Annotated in this window: 17 protein-coding genes; 8 read left to right on the plus strand and 9 right to left on the minus strand. The window is 68.8% G+C overall.

Annotated elements, in window-relative coordinates:
• Positions 1-17 precede the first annotated feature (17 nt).
• Complete coding sequence (locus ACIP5T_RS13610) at positions 18-281, minus strand: hypothetical protein (protein ID WP_400864111.1); 264 nt, start codon at positions 279-281, stop codon at positions 18-20.
• Between the two features lie 199 nt (positions 282-480).
• Here ACIP5T_RS13610 and ACIP5T_RS13615 point away from each other — a divergent pair, with 199 nt between their 5' ends.
• On the plus strand, positions 481-1,638 hold the full coding sequence (locus tag ACIP5T_RS13615; RefSeq protein ID WP_400864113.1) for an anhydro-N-acetylmuramic acid kinase: 1,158 nt from the start codon (positions 481-483) through the stop codon (positions 1,636-1,638).
• A gap of 24 nt (positions 1,639-1,662) precedes the next feature.
• Here the strand turns inward: ACIP5T_RS13615 and ACIP5T_RS13620 are convergent, their stop codons facing one another.
• Genes ACIP5T_RS13620 through ACIP5T_RS13640 form a run of 5 tightly spaced genes read right to left on the minus strand, consistent with a single transcriptional unit; the run spans position 1,663 to position 4,227 of the window.
• Entirely contained in the window at positions 1,663-1,827 is a 165-nt protein-coding gene (locus ACIP5T_RS13620; protein WP_400864116.1) for a hypothetical protein, read from the minus strand.
• On the minus strand, positions 1,824-2,393 hold the full coding sequence (locus tag ACIP5T_RS13625) for a YdeI family protein (RefSeq protein ID WP_400864119.1): 570 nt from the start codon (positions 2,391-2,393) through the stop codon (positions 1,824-1,826). The genes ACIP5T_RS13620 and ACIP5T_RS13625 overlap by 4 nt, the downstream gene beginning before the upstream one ends.
• Position 2,394: 1 nt before the next feature.
• Positions 2,395-3,204, minus strand: a complete 810-nt coding sequence (locus tag ACIP5T_RS13630) for an HAD-IIA family hydrolase (protein ID WP_167948302.1) — start codon at positions 3,202-3,204, stop codon at positions 2,395-2,397.
• A gap of 55 nt (positions 3,205-3,259) precedes the next feature.
• Positions 3,260-3,892 (minus strand): metal-dependent transcriptional regulator, encoded by a 633-nt coding sequence (locus ACIP5T_RS13635; RefSeq protein ID WP_400864123.1) that lies wholly within the window; start codon positions 3,890-3,892, stop codon positions 3,260-3,262.
• A gap of 32 nt (positions 3,893-3,924) precedes the next feature.
• Positions 3,925-4,227, minus strand: coding sequence for a hypothetical protein (locus ACIP5T_RS13640; protein WP_042541277.1), 303 nt, complete (start codon positions 4,225-4,227; stop codon positions 3,925-3,927).
• A gap of 158 nt (positions 4,228-4,385) precedes the next feature.
• Here ACIP5T_RS13640 and ACIP5T_RS13645 point away from each other — a divergent pair, with 158 nt between their 5' ends.
• On the plus strand, positions 4,386-6,947 hold the full coding sequence (locus ACIP5T_RS13645) for a rhamnogalacturonan lyase (RefSeq protein WP_400864127.1): 2,562 nt from the start codon (positions 4,386-4,388) through the stop codon (positions 6,945-6,947).
• Between the two features lie 97 nt (positions 6,948-7,044).
• Here ACIP5T_RS13645 and ACIP5T_RS13650 read toward each other — a convergent pair whose 3' ends face one another.
• Positions 7,045-8,334, minus strand: a complete 1,290-nt coding sequence (locus tag ACIP5T_RS13650) for an Nramp family divalent metal transporter (protein ID WP_400864129.1) — start codon at positions 8,332-8,334, stop codon at positions 7,045-7,047.
• Between the two features lie 70 nt (positions 8,335-8,404).
• Between ACIP5T_RS13650 and ACIP5T_RS13655 the strand changes: the two genes are divergently transcribed.
• Together ACIP5T_RS13655 and ACIP5T_RS13660 are read left to right on the plus strand one after the other, a co-directional pair.
• Positions 8,405-9,064: a TrmH family RNA methyltransferase gene (locus tag ACIP5T_RS13655; protein ID WP_400864132.1), complete on the plus strand. Its 660-nt coding sequence runs from the start codon at positions 8,405-8,407 to the stop codon at positions 9,062-9,064.
• A 71-nt stretch (positions 9,065-9,135) separates the two neighbouring features.
• The gene (locus ACIP5T_RS13660) at positions 9,136-9,603 is read left to right on the plus strand and encodes a VOC family protein (RefSeq protein WP_400864135.1); all 468 of its coding nucleotides are present in this window, start codon (positions 9,136-9,138) and stop codon (positions 9,601-9,603) included.
• Positions 9,604-9,633: 30 nt separating this feature from the next.
• On the opposite strand, the gene ACIP5T_RS13665 is transcribed toward ACIP5T_RS13660, so the two are convergent.
• Entirely contained in the window at positions 9,634-10,953 is a 1,320-nt protein-coding gene (locus ACIP5T_RS13665; RefSeq protein WP_400864137.1) for an MATE family efflux transporter, read from the minus strand.
• Between the two features lie 93 nt (positions 10,954-11,046).
• Here ACIP5T_RS13665 and ACIP5T_RS13670 point away from each other — a divergent pair, with 93 nt between their 5' ends.
• The 4 genes from ACIP5T_RS13670 (at position 11,047) to ACIP5T_RS13685 (ending at position 15,202) form a co-directional block, all read left to right on the plus strand.
• Positions 11,047-11,607 (plus strand): DUF1992 domain-containing protein, encoded by a 561-nt coding sequence (locus tag ACIP5T_RS13670; protein ID WP_400864139.1) that lies wholly within the window; start codon positions 11,047-11,049, stop codon positions 11,605-11,607.
• A gap of 62 nt (positions 11,608-11,669) precedes the next feature.
• A complete protein-coding gene (locus ACIP5T_RS13675; RefSeq protein WP_400864141.1) occupies positions 11,670-13,634 on the plus strand; it encodes a M13 family metallopeptidase in 1,965 nt (654 codons plus the stop codon).
• A gap of 179 nt (positions 13,635-13,813) precedes the next feature.
• Complete coding sequence (locus ACIP5T_RS13680) at positions 13,814-14,737, plus strand: serine hydrolase (RefSeq protein ID WP_400864143.1); 924 nt, start codon at positions 13,814-13,816, stop codon at positions 14,735-14,737.
• Between the two features lie 69 nt (positions 14,738-14,806).
• A complete protein-coding gene (locus ACIP5T_RS13685) occupies positions 14,807-15,202 on the plus strand; it encodes a hypothetical protein (protein ID WP_400864146.1) in 396 nt (131 codons plus the stop codon).
• An 18-nt stretch (positions 15,203-15,220) separates the two neighbouring features.
• On the opposite strand, the gene ACIP5T_RS13690 is transcribed toward ACIP5T_RS13685, so the two are convergent.
• Positions 15,221-16,663 carry an MFS transporter gene (locus ACIP5T_RS13690; RefSeq protein WP_400864148.1) on the minus strand — a complete coding sequence of 481 codons (1,443 nt, stop codon included), beginning with the start codon at positions 16,661-16,663 and terminating at the stop codon, positions 15,221-15,223.
• Positions 16,664-16,673: the final 10 nt, after the last annotated feature.

The following is a 16,673-nucleotide window of genomic DNA, read 5'->3' on the forward strand; positions in this document are numbered from 1 at the left end:
CGCCGGCGCGGACCAGGTCAGCGGGCCGCAACGATCAGGTGGCGCTGCGGCCCTTCGATGCGGGCCATCGCGATCTTGAGTTCGGTCGTGTCGGCGGCGACCGCATCGATACGGGCGCCGAGTCTCTCCTCGACTCCGTCGATGCGAGCGCCGAGTCTCTCCTCGACGCGGTCGGATCTGCGGACGCACCAGGCGAAGCCCGCGACCATGGTGCCGCCCAGGGTCAGAAGGAGTCCCACTGCACTGAGGACGATCGCGATGATCTCTGCGGACACGAACATGCTCCCATTCTGCGGGTGGAGGGTGGGGTCTCGCAGAATGCTACGTAGCCGTCGGAGGGGGCTGTCGGCATGCACGCGCTTCACCGGCCGGCGTGTAAAACGCGTTGCAGAAGGTGATCGTGCAGAAGAGCACCCTCGTTCCGTTCGCCTCCCTAACAAATCGGCCCTACGCTCGTAGCAGGCGACGGAAGGAACACGCATGCGCGTACTCGGACTGCTCTCGGGCACCTCACACGACGGCATCGACGTCACGGTCGTGGACTTCGTCGAGAAGGACGGAGACCTGCAGGGCACCGTCCTGCACGAGGACAGCGTTCCTTACGCTCCCGCACTGCGGGCCCGGCTCGTCGCGGCGCTGCCGCCGGCGCCCACGACCCTCGCCGAGGTCTGCGAGCTCGACACTCTGATCGGGCAGGCCTTCGCCGAGGTCGCCGCCGCAGCATCCGACGCGGTCGGGGGAGTGGATGCCGTGTGCACGCACGGCCAGACCGTCTTCCACTGGGTCGCCGATGGCCACGCGCTCGGCACGCTGCAGATCGGACAGCCGGCATGGATCGCCGAGCGGGTGGGCGCGCCGGTCGTCTCTGACGTCCGCATCCGCGACATCACTGCCGGCGGCCACGGCGCTCCGCTCGTGTCCTTCCTCGACGAACTGCTGCTGCGCGGCCGGGCGGGAGTCTCGGCGGCCGTCAACCTCGGCGGCATCGCGAACATGACCGTCGTGGGCCCCGACGGCCTCTCGGCGTACGACATCGGCCCGGCGAACGCGCTGGTCGACGCTGTCGTCGTCGCGGAGGAGCTGAACGAGCGCGGGTACGACGCGGATGCTGCGATCGCCCGCACCGGGACCGTCGATGCGGCACTGCTGACCGCGCTCCTCGCCGATCCGTATTACGCACTGGCCGCCCCGAAGAGCACGGGCAAGGAGCACTTCCACCTCGACTATGTGCGCGGCCACGTCGACCGGGTGCGGCCCGACATCGCAGCGGAGGACCTCGTGCGCACCCTCACCGAACTCACCGTGCGCACGGTGGCCGGGGACGTGCGTGCCGCCGGCATCCGCTTCCTTGCCGTCTCGGGTGGCGGATGCCACAACCCGCTGATCATGCAGGGTCTGCGTGATGCGCTCCCTGACATCGAGGTCGTGCTCGCCGATGAGCTCGGTGCCCCCGTCGACAGCAAAGAGGCGATCCTGTTCGCTCTGATCGGGTGGTGCACCATGCACGGTGTGGCCGGAGTGACGCCGGGCGGAACCGGAGCTCGCGAGCCCCGCATCCTCGGCACGATCACGCCGGGTGCCGGGCCGCTGCGGATGCCCGACCCCGTCGAGCGCGTGCGCACCCTGACGCTGCGCTGATCCGAGCCGAGTGCGAAGCGCCGGTCAGCGCTTGCGGTCGTCGTCGTCCCAGGGGCCTTCCCACCAGCCGGCGCGACCGTCGCCCTCGCCGCCCCGGCGGCGTGAGCGGACGAACTGCACGATGAACACGGTGAGGGTGCTGAGGAGGATCAGGAAGATGACCAGGAACAGCAGGTCGGACTGGTTCATGGGCGCTTCCCCTCGGTGGCATCCGCCACGATCTTCGCGATCCGGGCGGATCGCGTCTCTGCACGCTTGGCCATGGCGATATGCGTCAGGCCGAACTTCTTGACCGACTTCGGGAAAGCGTCCCAGTGCGCTCGTGCGGCCGGAACCGCATCCAGCGCTTCGGTCAGCTCCGGCGGCTCGATCCCCGCCTCGGGGCCGTCGAGCAGCGTCCACGACCCGTCGGCCTTCGCGGACTCGAGCACGCGCATCCCGGCGGGTGCGAGCATGCCGGCGGCCTCGAGGTCGATCAGTCGGGCCTTGTTCGTCGCCGCCCACCCGCTGCCGCGCCGACGGGGAGAGAACCACTGGCCGACCGTCGCGTCGTCGAAGGTGCGTACGGGGCCGTCGATCCAGCCGAAGCACAGCGCCTGACGTACGGCATCGTCGTAGCCGACGCCGCCCGCTCGGCTGCCCCGCACACTCAGAAGCCAGACACCGGAGGTGCGCTCGTGGTGCTCCTCGAGCCAGGCGCGCCAGGCGGCTGCATCCGCTGCGACGACCCGCTCTCCTTCGTCGAGCGCGCCCATGTCAGTCTTCGTCGAGCGTCGGGATCGACTCGGTGACCGTCGGCAGCAGATCGGCGACCGAGTCGACGATCTCGTCGGGGCGGAACGGGTACTTCTCGACCTCGGCCTCGTCGCTGATGCCCGTCATGACGAGCACGGTGTGCAGCCCCGCCTCGATGCCGGCGATGATGTCGGTGTCCATGCGGTCGCCGATCATTCCGGTCTTCTTCGAGTGCGCGCCGATCTTGTTGAGCGCCGAGCGGAACATCATCGGGTTCGGCTTGCCGACGACGTACGGCTCCTTGCCCGTGGCCTTGGTGATCAGGGCGGCGATCGCGCCCGTCGCCGGCATCACGCCGTCGGCCGACGGTCCGGTCGCGTCGGGGTTCGTGACGATGAAGCGCGCACCCTTGATGATGAGCCGGATCGCCTTGGTGATCGCTTCGAACGAGTAGTTGCGCGTCTCGCCGACGACCACGAAGTCGGGGTTCGTCTCGGTCATGATGAAGCCGGCCTCGTGCAGGGCGGTGAGGATGCCCGCCTCGCCGATCACGAACGCCGAACCACCGGGCAGCTGCTGGGCGAGGAAGTCGGCCGTCGCGAGCGCCGAGGTCCAGATCCGCTCCTCGGGCACGATGAGCCCGCTTGCGCGGAGGCGGGCCGACAGGTCACGCGCCGTGAAGATCGAGTTGTTCGTCAGCACCAGGTAGGGGATGTCGTTCTGCTCCCACCCCGCGAGCAGCTCGGATGCTCCCGGGATGGCGTCGTTCTCGTGCACGAGAACGCCGTCCATGTCGGTCAGCCAGCATTCGATGTTGTCGCGATGTGCCATGTGCACAGCCTATGCGGCGGCGGTTACGGGCAGGTGTCAGGATCTGACGAGGTTCTCAGGCGCTGAGCCAGACGACCTGTGCGGCGCCGTCGGGCAGCTCGGTCTCGGTTCCCTCGAGCTCGATGCCCGAGGGCGTGGTCGTGATGTTCGCCGCGACGGCGACGCCCGCCGCCTCGAGAGCTCTGAGCAGCTCGGGGTCCCGGTCGTCGACGCGCAGCACGCGTCCGGTGTGGCCGGCGGGCGCATCAGCGAGGAGAACGAAGGGCTCACGCTCGACGACGCCCGCTGCATCGGGGATCGCGTCGCCGTGCGGGTCGAACCGCGGCCGCCCGAGGCGCGCGTCGATGCCCTCGAGCAGGCGATCGCTGATCGTGTGCTCGAGCACCTCGGCCTCGTCATGCACCTCGTCCCACCCGTAGTCGAACTCCTGCACGAGCCAGGTCTCGATCAGGCGGTGGCGACGCACCATCGCCAGGGCGCGCTGCGTGCCGGCATCCGTCAGTCGCACCGCGCCGTAGGGCACGTGCGAGACGAGCCCGGCGGCGGCCAGCTTCTTGACCATCTCGGTCACCGATGAGGGGGCGATGCCGAGCTTCGCCGCGAGCACCGAGGGGGTGATCGGAGCGTCCTGCCATTCGGTGTGCGCGTAGACGGTCTTCAGGTAGTCGTCTGCTGCAGGGGATGCCACGGGTTCAGCCTAGATCAGGGGAGTGGTCGTGTTCAGGGGTTGGCCACGTCGACGAGGATGCCGAAAGCGACCTGCCCTGCGAAGAAGATGATCAGGAAGCCGAGCAGCGCGGCGAAGAGCGAGAGACGACCGTCGAACCCTTCGATCTCGGCGATGCCGATCTTGCGCGCGCGGAAGGCCAGCACGAGGGTCGCGATGCCGAGGGCGAGCTGCACCCAGGGGCCGCCGAAGGGCAGCACCGTGGGGAACGCTACGAGGAGCCCGCCGATCACACCGGTCGCGATGCCGATCCAGGTGAGGATGCGGACGTTGCGGCGCGCGGTTTCGGCAGACATCCTTCGAGCCTAACCGTCCGGAGAGTCCGCCATGCACGCTGTGAATCGTGTCAATCGGGCGGGATTCCTTGACGGGGGACGAGCTCTGCGGGTAGCTTCGACCGGGCACGGGAAAACGCTATCCGAGCGGGCTTCACGCCCAGAGAAGGATTTCGACGATGAATATCCGACACCAATCGTTCCGCGCCGTCGTGGCGGTGGCCGCCGCCGGCTGTCTCCTCGTGGGAGGCGCGCAGACGGCGACCGCAGCCTCACTCGCGGCACCTGCGACCGGTCGCCATGATTCCGGTCCGAAGACGCCTCAGCTCGAGGCGCTCGACCGCGGTCTCGTCGCCGTGTCGACTGCCGACGGGGTCTTCCTCAGCTGGAGACTCCTCGCCACCGAGGTGAGCGGGGCGACCGACACCGGGCTCGCCGGCACCGACTTCGCGGTCTATCGCGACGGCACGAAGCTCGCCACGGTCACCGACAGCACGAACTACGCGGATGCCGACGGCACGGCCACGTCGCAGTACTCCGTGGTGCCGGTGGTGAACGGCGTCGAGCTGACGGCGTCCGCCTCGGCACCCGTCACCGCGTGGTCCGAGGGCCACCACGACCTTCCGCTGCAGAAGCCGGCAGACGGCGTCACGCCGAAGGGCGAGGCCTACACCTACTCGGCCAACGACGTGTCGGTCGGCGACGTCGACGGTGACGGGCAATACGAGTACGTCGTGAAATGGGACCCCTCGAACTCGAAGGACGTCTCGCAGCGCGGCTACACCGGCCCCGTCTACCTCGACACCTACGAGCTCGACGGCACCCTGCTGAACCGTCTCGATCTCGGCGTGAACATCCGTGCCGGAGCGCACTACACGCAGTTCCTCGTCTACGACTTCGACGGGGACGGTCGGTCCGAGACCATGCTGAAGACGGCCCCCGGGACCAAGTCCGTGCAGTACTCCGCCGACGGCACCGTCGCGAGCGAGTCGTACATCACCCTGCCCAAGGCCGACCGCAAGGCCGGCTACTCGAATGATGACGACTATCGCCTCAGCGCCGCCGACTACGAGGCGCACCTGATCGACATGTTCCTCGGCTGGAGCGACCGCGAGGAGGTCGTGTCGGGTCAGTGGCCGGCGACTCTCGAAGAAGCGTGGGGCATGCCGGTCTCGCACGAGTACCCGCTGTCGCAGGAGGCGGCTCAGGAGCTCGCGACCACCTTCATCGACGTGTATGCGCCGAGCCGCAGCGCGCGCAACCTGCTGCGCGAGTTCGAGGGCTTCATCATCGACGGGCCCGAGTACCTCACGGTCTTCGACAGCGCGACGGGCAAGGAGCTGCAGACGATCCCGTATCCGACCGAGCGCGGCGACGACGGTCTGCTGTGGGGCGACTACGCGATGTCGCGCATCGAACCGGGCAACCGTGTCGACCGCTTCCTCTCCGGTGTCGGGTACCTCGACGGAGAGCATCCGTCTGCGGTGTTCGCCCGCGGGTACTACACGCGCACGACTGTCGCCGCCTTCGACTGGGACGGCAAGCGACTCAAGGCTCGCTGGGATATCGACAGCGGTCACGTGCCCCTGTCGAACCCGTTCAACGACTCCCCGCACGGCCGCGACGGTACCGATCCCGAGTTCGGCACCATCACGACGCAGGGCGATCACTCGCTGAGCTTCGCCGACGTCGACGGCGACGGCAGGCAGGAGCTGGTCTACGGATCGGCGACGATCGACGACGACGGCAGCCTGCTCTACAGCTCGTTCGACGTGCTGCCGGAGGGCAGTGCCGACCCCGGCGCGACTGTGCGACTCGGGCACGGAGACGCGATGCACGTGACCGACATCGATCCGGGTCGCCCCGGTGTGGAGATCTGGACGGCGCACGAGGGCGGCACCTATGCGCCCTACGGGTCGGTGATGCGCGACGCCGCGACGGGAGAGTCGCTGTTCGGTGCATACTCCGGTCGCGACACGGGCCGGGCGATGATCGGCGACGTGCGTCCAGACGTGCCGGGGATCGAGGTGTGGTCGAGCATGCCCGGCGGCACCGAGGGCAGCGGTCTGCTCAGCGCGACCGGCGAGGTGCTGCAGGCGGAGACGCCAGGAACGAACATGTCGATCCGCTGGGCGGGTGACCTGACGACGCAGCTGGTCAACGGCAGCGGCGACCAGACGCCGACCATCGACGACTGGGCCCGAGGACCGGTGCTCACCGCGACCGGGACGCTCACCAACAACGGCACGAAGGGCAACCCGTCGCTCGTCGCCGACGTGCTGGGCGACTGGCGCGAGGAGCTGCTGGTGCGCACGGCGGATTCGAGCGCGCTGCGATTCTTCACCACGACCGAACCCACCGCGCACAAGCTCACGACCCTCATGCACGATGTGCAGTACCGGGCTGAGACTGCGCGTCAGCAGACGACCTACAACCAGCCGGCGTACACCTCGTTCTACCTCGCGAGCGATGTCGACTGGTCGAAAGTGCCGGTGCTGACCGCCCCGACGACGCCGAAGGCGCCGACCTTCACCGACAAGCCGGGCACGTCTCGCGACGAGGTGAAGGTGCCGACGAACGTGAAAGGCATCACGTACTACGTGAACGGCGAGAAGGTCGAGGCGCGCAACGGAAAGGTGCGCGTCACCGGAGTGGTGACCGTGGTCGCGGTGCCGGATGCCGGCTACCGTATCGCCGACGGCGCGACCTCGCAGTGGACGGAGACCCTCCGCTCTCGTTGACCGCGCGGTGACAGGACGCCGCCCCGAGCCGACTCTTCCCGTGCCGGCTCGGGGCGGTTCTGTGCCCGGGTGCGTGTCTGTCCGACGGGCTGCCGCTTCAGGCGCCGGTCAGCACCAGCCAGAGCAGGGCGCCGTTGAGAGCGATGAGCAGGACGGACGCGATGATGCCGGCCGCCGTCGTCCATGCCCGGTTCGCCCAGACGCCGAGCGTGCGGCGCTGAGCCGTGAGCGCGATGAGTGGGATCAGGGCGAACGGGATGCCGAACGAGAGCACGACCTGGCTGAGCACGAGCGCCAGCGTGGGATCGAAGCCGATGCCGAGGATCACGAGTGCGGGGATCAAGGTCACCAGTCGTCGCGCGAGCAACGGGATGCGCACGTGCAGCAGTCCGTGCATGATCTCGGCTCCGGCATACGCGCCCACCGAGGTCGAGGCGAGTCCCGAGGCCAGCAGCCCGACCGCGAAGAACGTCGCGACGACAGGGCCGAGCCCGGCGGCGAGTGCGGCGTGCGCTCCTTCGAGCGAGTCGGTGCCCTCGACACCGGCCAGGTTGGCGGCCGCGAGCAGCAGGATGCCGAGGTTCACCGTGCCCGCGATCACCATCGCGATCGAGACGTCCCAGCGGGTCGCGGTGAGCAGGCGACGGATGCGCGAGGTCTCCGTGCGCACGGCCTCGGCCGGCGCATCGGTCGTCGTCGAGCCGAAGCGGTCTCGGGTGAGCGACGAGTGCGCGTAGATCGCATGGGGCATGATCGTGGCCCCGAGGATGGATGCGGCGAGCAGCACCGACCCGGTTCCTTCGAAGCGGGGGACGAGGCCGCCGACGATGCTCCCTGCGTCTGGGGGAGCGACGAACAGGCCGGCGATGAAGCCCACGGTGATGATCGCCATGAGCGCGATGATCACGAACTCGAAGGGGCGGGGGCCGCGGCGACTCTGCACTGCCAGCAGGATCATCGACACGGCGCCGGTGATGATCCCTCCGAGCAGCAGCGGTATGTCGAACAGCAGGTAGAGCGCCACCGCTCCGCCGATGACCTCCGCCAGATCGGTCGCCATGGCGACGAGCTCGGCCTGCAGCCAGTAGGCGCGTCGGGCCCAGGGGTTCTTCAGTCGTGTTCCCAGCACTTCGGGGAGGCTCTGTCCGGTGACGACTCCGAGCTTGGCGGAGAGGTATTGGATCAGCCACGCCATGATGTTGCCGGCGACCACGACCCACACCAGCAGGTATCCGTACTGGGCGCCTGCGGTCATGTTGCTCGCGACGTTGCCCGGATCGAGGTAGGCGACTCCGGCCACCAGCGCGGGTCCGAGAAGCCAGAGGCTGCGGGGCGCGGTGGCGCGAGCGCCAGACGCCGACGTCTCGAGGGTGGGATTTTTAGGCATACCGAAATCGTAGCGGATTTTTCGGCACACCTAAATATGTTGTGCGGTGCGCGGCGGATAGCCTGGCGGAATGGAAGAGCAGGCGCCCGCGGATGCAGCGGAGACAGGCGGATCGTCGGCGCAGCCCGGCTACGGAGTAGGGCCGTGGCCCGGAGGTGAGGCGGAATGGCCCGCGGACGAGCGTTACGACCCTGAGCTGCTGGCCGTCGGCGACACGCGCAACGTGATCGATCGCTACCGCTACTGGCGGATGGACGCGATCGTCGCCGACCTCGACACCAGGCGGCATCCGTTCCACGTCGCCATCGAGAACTGGCAGCACGACATGAACATCGGGTCTATCGTGCGCAGCGCGAACGCGTTCCTCGCCGACACCGTGCACATCATCGGACGGCGCCGCTGGAACAAGCGGGGTGCGATGGTCACCGACCGCTATCAGCACGTCGTGCACCACGAAGACGTCGAGACCTTCACCGCCTGGGCCGCGGCGGAGGGGTTGCCGATCATCGCGGTCGACAACGTCGACGGCGCGGTGCCGGTCGACCGCGCCGACCTGCCGCAGCGCTGCGTGCTGCTGTTCGGTCAGGAGGGCCCGGGGCTGTCGGATGCCGCGCTCGCCGCAGCATCCGCCCACATCGAGATCACGCAGTACGGCTCCACCCGGTCGATCAATGCGAGCGCGGCCGCCGCCGTGATCATGTACGAGTGGTGCCGGAGATACGCGGGCTGACGGCGTGCGCGAACCCTCTCGACACGGCGCCTGCTCGGGCGTAGCGTGAGTGCCGATCTGAGGAGGTCGCCATGGCAGAGCTCAGTCCCATCCGCCCGTTCCTCTGGTTCGACGGTCGTGCGCAGGAGGCGATGGAGTACTACGTCTCGGTGTTCCCGAACTCGTCGATCGACCAGGTGGTGCTCTACCCCGACGAATCGCTCGATCGACATTTCGAGGGCATGAGCGGCAAGGTGCTCAACGGCGACTTCACGCTGAACGGCTCGCCGTTCGGATGCCTCGACGGAGGCCCTGAGTTCGCCTTCAACGAGTCGATCTCGTTCGTGATCGGCTGTGCGGATCAGGCCGAGATCGACCACTACTGGCAGGCGCTCTCGGCCGTGCCGGAGTCGGAGGCGTGCGGCTGGTGCAAGGACAGGTTCGGGGTCAGCTGGCAGGTCGTGCCCGCAGGCCTCGATCTGCTGCAGCAGCGCCCGGAGCAGATCCAGGCGCTCATGCACATGAAGAAGATCGTGATCGCGGAGCTCGAGAACGCCTGATCCCCTAGCAGGTCCCCTGACAGGTCAGTCTCAGACGCCCGCCGTGACCCAGCGCCCTGATCGCACGCGCCATCCGAGGGTGCCGAGTCGTGCCAGCAGGTAGACGCCGAAGAACGCGACCGAGAGCCAGATCAGACCGGCGGCGCCGTCGACCCCCGTCGCGGCGATGATCCACAGCGCAGGCAGGAAGGGCAGGAGGTTGAGCGCGCCCGCGAGCGCGAGGTAGCGCGCGTCGTTCGCCCCCATGAGCACGCCGTCGAGCACGAAGACCACACCGGCGATCGGCTGGGCGACCGCGAGGATCAGGAGGGCCGGCTGCACGAGCGCTGCGACTGCCGGGTCGCCGGTGAACACGATGCCGAGCACGCCCGACAGCGCCGCGATGAGCGCCCCTACCGCGACGCCGAACCACACGCCCCAGGCGACCGTGCGTCTGAGCACTCGGTGCACCTGCCGTTCGTCGCCCGCGCCGAGTTCTTTGCCGATCAGCGCCTGGGCCGCGATCGCGAGAGCATCCAGTGCGAACGCCGCCGCCGAGAAGATGGTGAAGACGATCTGCCAGCCGGCGAGCTCGTCGGTGCCGATTCCCGTCGCGACGGCGACGGTGGCCAGCAGCGCGGCCCGCAGGCTCACCGTGCGCAGGAACAGCCAGCCGCCCGAACGCGCGGTGCTGCCCATGCCCGCCCGCTGCGCCATCAGCGACGCGTCGTGCGTCGCCGCGAGGCGCCGGATCACCAGCACGTACGCGCCGACCATGCCCCACTGGGCGACGACCGTGCCGGCCGCCGATCCGGCGATGCCCCATCCCAGCCCGTAGATGAACAGCACGTTGAGCAGAGCGTTCGCGCCGAATCCGATTCCCGCGATCCACAGGGGGGTCATGGTGTCCTGCATCCCGCGGAGCAGTCCGGTCGCGGCGAACACGATGAGCATCGCGGGGAGACCCCACATCGAGACGACCAGATAGGCGTTGGCATCGGCGGCCACGGCGTCGCTCGCGCCGAACAGCGACACGAGCCATGGCGAGGCCACGGCTCCAGCGGCGGCGAGCACGGCACCGATCGCCAGCGCCAGCCACATGCCGTTGATGCCGACCGAGACGGCCTCGCCGGGCCGGCCGGCTCCGAACAGCCTCGCGACAGCCGGGGTCGTCGAGTAGGCGAGGAAGACCATGAGCCCGACGATCGTCTGCAGCACTGCTCCCGCGATGCCGAGGCCCGCCAGCGGCGTCGTGCCGAGATGCCCGACCAGGGCGGCGTCGACGATGAGGAACGCGGGTTCGGCCATCAGCGCGCCGAGGGCGGGGACGGCGAGGCGCAGGATCTCACGGTTGAGAGTGCGCTCGGTCATCCTCCGAGCCTATGGGCTGGTGCCGACAGAGCGATCGCCGGCTCCGCGCACGCCGTCGTACCCTGGAGCAATCGGATGCGACGGAGGTGCATCATGACGGATCCACGCGAGGCCGCGGCCAGGTACCGCGCGCGGCAGCAGAGCGAGAGCGACGGTGAGGACGACGCCGAATCCGGCACGGCCCCCGGCATCGCCGCAGCCACAGACCGGGCGGCGTTCATCGAGACGGCGATCCAGGTGGCGATCCGCCGGGGCGACTTCGACGATCTCCCCGGCGCCGGCAAGCCGCTCGAGGGTCTCGGCACTCACCACGACCCGGACTGGTGGATCCGGCGCAAGATCGAGCAGGAGAACCTCACGGGACTCGGCCCGCCGGCCATCCTGCTGCGCACCGAGGACCGCGAGCTCGACGACCAGCTCGACCTGCTCGGTCGCGAGTCCGACGTGCGGGCGGTGCTCGAGGACTTCAACCGACGGGTCATCGAGGCTCGACGGCAGCTGCAGGGCGGACCGCCCGTCGTGACGAGTCCTCGCGACATCGATGCCGAGGTCGCCGCGTGGACGGAGCGTCGAGCGGCGCGCCTGGCCGCCCGTTCGACGCCGGAGCCGATTCACCCGCGCAAGCACCGCTTCGGCATCCGTCGCCGAGGCTGAATACGTCGGGGGCCTCCAGCCGATTCCTCCCGAATGTCGGAGCGACGCATAGGCTGGTCGGCATGACCGACGTGCTTCCCTCTGGCCTTGAGACCTCCGAGTTCAGTTCCGACATCCGCCCGCAGGACGACCTCTATCGTCATGTCAACGGCGCCTGGCTCGCGCGCACCGAGATCCCCGGCGACAAGGCGCGTTGGGGCTCGTTCCATCTGCTCGCCGAGCAGGCCGAGAAAGACGTCAGGACGATCATCGAGGAGTCGCAGGATGCCGAGCCCGGCACCCTCGCCCGCAAGATCGGCGACCTGTTCGCGAGCTTCATGGACACCGAGCGCATCGCCGCGGCCGGCGTCGCTCCGCTCGCCGAGAGCCTCGCCGAGATCGAGGCGATCGACGACATCCCCGCATTCCTGCGCACGGTCGGCGCCTACGACCGCGACGGTCGGGCGCACCTGATCGGGTTCTACGTCGACGGCGACCCCGGAAACCCTGAGCGCTACCTTCCGGTGATCGTGCAGTCCGGCCTGTCGCTGCCCGACGAGAGCTACTTCCGACTCGACACCTTCACCGAGACGCGAGCGGCGTACCGCACGCACCTCGAGCGCCTGCTGACGCTCGCCGGCATCGCGGATGCCGCAGGCCAGGCCGACCGCTCGATCGCCCTCGAGACCGAGCTCGCCGGCCACCACTGGGACAACGTGCGAAGCCGAGACGCCGTCGCCACCTACAACCTCAAGACGTGGGGCGAGATCCAGGAGCTCGCCGGTGTCGACCTCGAGCCGTGGCGCGATTCCGTCGCGCCCGAGCACCCTGAGGCCTTCGCCGAGGTCGTGGTCTCGCAGCCGAGCTTCCTCGAAGGGCTCGGATCGCTGCTCAGCCCCGAGCGCCTCGACGACTGGAAGGCCTGGCTGCGCGCTCAGGTCGTCCACGCCGCGGCTCCGTATCTGACCGACGACTTCGTGCAGGAGAACTTCTCGTTCTACGGCACCGAGCTCACCGGCGTCCCCTCGATCCGCGAGCGCTGGAAGCGCGGCGTCTCGGTGACGGAGGGCGCGCTGAGCGAGGCGATCGGCAAGGTGTACGTCGAGCGGCACTACCCGCCGACGGCGAAGGCCGCGATGGACGAGCTGGTCGCGAACCTCATCGAGGCCTACCGGCAGAGCATCACCGACCTCGAGTGGATGACCGCCGAGACGCGCGAGCGGGCGCTCGCCAAGCTCGACTCGTTCACGCCGAAGATCGGGCACCCCGCCGTCTGGCGCGACTACTCCAGCCTCGAGATCGACCGCGCCGACCTGTTCGGCAACGTGCGGCGCGCGGCGATCTTCGAGCACGACCGCAACGTCGCCAAGGTCGGCAAGCCGATCGACCGGGACGAGTGGCACATGCCGCCACAGATGGTCAACGCCTACTACAACCCCTCGATGAACGAGATCGTGTTCCCGGCGGCGATCCTGCAGTACCCGTTCTTCGACGCGTCACGCGATGCGGCTGCCAACTACGGCGGGATCGGCGCGGTCATCGGCCATGAGATCGGTCACGGGTTCGACGACCAGGGCAGCCGCTACGACGGTGACGGCAAGCTCGAGGACTGGTGGACGGATGCGGATCGCACGGCGTTCGAGCAGCGCACCAAGGCCCTGATCGCGCAGTACGACGAGCTCGTGCCGGAAGGCCTCGACGCCGAGCACCACGTGAACGGCGCCCTCACGATCGGTGAGAACATCGGAGACCTGGGCGGCCTCGGCATCGCGCTCCGGGCGTACGAGATCGCGCTCGGCGGCGAAGAGGCTCCGGTCATCGACGGCTACACGGGCGTGCAGCGCCTGCTGCTGTCGTGGGCGCAGGTCTGGCAGCAGAAGAGCCGCGACGCCGAGACGCTGCGACTGCTCACGATCGACCCTCACTCGCCGAACGAGTTCCGCTGCAATCAGATCGTCCGCAACATCGACGCCTTCTACGAGGCGTTCGACGTCGCCGAATCCGACGCGCTGTGGCTCCCGGAGGAGTCGCGAGTGACGATCTGGTGAGTCGTCCCGCCTAGCCGAGTGGGCCCCGACGGGTGCCCTGCTGTCTCCTGAATGACGATCTGATGACCGTATACCGGAGTATGTAGGGCATCCTCACCTGACGGGGTTACGATATCCGTGCTGCGGCGGATGGACACCGCAGCATCCCGCCAATCCAACCCCCCTATTAAGGATCACGCGTGGGTGCTTCCGAGCCTGCCGACGGCCCGCCACTGGCCTCGCTGCGCCGCTCTCAGCGGCCCAGCCGACGCCTGCCGCGTCGTGCCGCCACGGGGCGTCGATCGTTCACGTCGACGCTGCGGGCACTCGAGCAGCTCGCGGACGCGGGCGCGCAGGTGTCGGTGCATGTCGTCGATCTCGACAGCCACACGCACGTCCTGTCGGGGGATGACCACGTGACCATGCCGGTCGCCGGGCTCGGCGTCGTACCGCTGCTCATCGAGGTGGCGGCAGCGTTCGATGCCGGCACCCTCGACCCGCTCGAGATCGTGGAGCGCACGGCCGTCGAACCGGTGTCGACCTCGGGGCTCTGGCGACACCTGCACGCGCCCGCCCTGCCGCTCGAAGACCTCGCCGTGCTCGCGGCGACAGCTGGTGATCCGATCGCGGTCAACGCTCTGCTGCAGCGGGTCGGTCACGATCGCGTGCGTGAGCGCATCGAGACCCTCGGGCTTCGCCGCACTGCCCTTCTCGATCGGTTCCGCGACGAGCGCGGGCCCGACGACGCACCCCAGGTCGCGGTGGGCTCAGCGCGGGAGTTCGCCGGGCTCTTCTCGGCACTCGTGAACTCGCAGGTGGTAGGCGCCTCGGTGAGTGCTCAGGTGTCCGAGTGGCTGAGCCTGAACCAGGACCTGAGCCTGGTGGCAGCCTCGACCGGCCTCGATCCCTTCGCTCACGACCATGACGCCCATGGCCTGCTCTTCATCAACAAGACCGGCCGCGATCGCGGTGTGCGCGCAGAGGCGGGAGTCCTCGGCGGGCCGCGAGCGGGTGTCGCCTACTCGTTGATCGTCTGCTTCGACGACCTGTCGATCACCCACCGGCTGCGTGCACACGATGCCTTCCGTGTGCTCGGCGTCGAGCTCATGGAGTACACCCACTGAGGCGCACTCGTCACGCCGATCGTGCACGCGTCACGTCGATCGCGCGTCGGCCCCGGTTAGCATCGGGGGATGCCCCGCACAGACTGGACTCCGCATCGCCGCGACGACGGCGAGTTGCTCGGCTGGATCCACCCCGACGGCGAGGCGTGGGTGCCGGTCGACATCCTCGGGCGCACGGTGTCCGGGCCGACCGAGTGGCTCGATGCCGAGGCCGCTCTGGAGGAGCGGGGCATCTCGTGGCTCGCTGACCCGTGGGTGCTCGACGGCGAAGGCGGCGGTCCGTTGCGGGTCCGCATCGTCGAGGTCACCGCGGATGAAGACGGTGCACCCGGACGCATCGTCGTGAAGGTCGACGACTTCGGTGACGTCTCCCGTCCGCCCTCGCAGCAGCACGTGCTCTCCTGGCCGGCCCCCGACCGACTGAGGGCTCCGTCGCCGACGGACCCGGACCCGCGGGTGCTCTGACCCTGGTCCGGGCGGCGGTCACCCCGGAAGAGAGGGATGCTGCTCGGTCGAACGCTGTCGAGGGATGAAGAGCGACAGGACGAGGGCGATAATGCCGGCCGCGATCGCCAGCCAGAAGCACAGATCGAACGCCGCCCTCGTGGGCACGGAGACCCCGCCGACGTCGACGCTCATGGCGGCGAGCACCCCGCCCATCACTGCGGAGGCGCTCGATGTGCCGACTGAGCGGAACAGCGCGTTGAGTCCGTTCGATGCGCCCGTCTCGTTCGCCGGCACCGACCGCATGATGATCATCGGCATCGCGGCGAAGGTGAAGCCGATGCCGACGCCGATCAGCAGGTTGCCGACGAGGATATGCCACACCTCGCTCGACCAGAGCAGCACGAACACGTAGGCGAGCACGATCGCGCCGGCCCCCACGGTGAACAGGGGGCGAGGTCCGACGGTGCGCTCGAGCCAGCCCGACAGCGGCGAGATCACCATCATCACGAGACCCGCCGGCATGATCACGAGTGCGGCAGACACCATGTCGAGTCCGAAGCCGGCGCCTGAGGCGACGGGGCCCTCGAGCAGCTGCGGGAACGTCACGTTCGAGGCGAAGAGGGCGAAGCCCATGCCGATCGCGGCGATGTTGGTGAAGAGCACGGCGGGGCGCGCGGCGACGCGCAGGTCGAGCAGCGGATCCTTCGTGCGCAGCTGATACCAGCCCCAGACCAGCAGCACACCCACACCGCCGATGATGCACGTCAGGGTCAGCGGGGCCGTCCAGCCCCACTCGGCACCGCGCGACACGAACAGCAGGATGCCGGTGAGGCCGATCGCGAGTCCGATCGCACCGACCACATCGAGGCGTCCGGGGAATCGCAGCACGTCCTCGGGGATCACGAGCAGCACGAGAGCGAGGCCGATGACGCCGAGAGCTGCGGCGAGCCAGAACAGCCAGTGCCAGTCGGCGTTCACCGCGAGCAGGGCGGCCACCGGCATCCCGATCGCTCCGCCCACCCCCATCGTGGCGCTCATCAGCGCGACGGCGGTGCCCAGACGCTCGGGCGGCAGGACGTCGCGCATGATCGCGATGCCCAGCGGAACCACGCCCGTGACCGCACCCTGCAGCGCACGCCCGATGATCACGCCGACGATCGAGCCCGAGAGCGCGGCGATCAGCGAGCCGAGGATCAGGAGCCCGAGCAGCACGATCACGACACGGCGCTTGCCGTACATGTCGCCCAGTCGGCCCGAGATCGGGGTGGCGACCGCGGCGACGAGCAGCGTGATCGTGACGACCCAGGTGGTGTCTTCCCTGGACGCGTTCAGCAGGTGAGGGAGCTCGGCTTGCAGCGGCACGACCAGCGTGAACATGAACGACGAGCAGAGGCCGGCGAAGGCCAGCACCGCGACGATCGCCCACTTCGGTGATCTTCGGGAGAGTCTTCTGCGCGCGCGATCATCGTTCTCTCCCATCGCTTCAGGC

The sequence above is a fragment of the Microbacterium sp. NPDC088619 genome (assembly GCF_044752825.1).
In the GTDB taxonomy this organism is placed as follows: Bacteria; Actinomycetota; Actinomycetes; order Actinomycetales; family Microbacteriaceae; genus Microbacterium.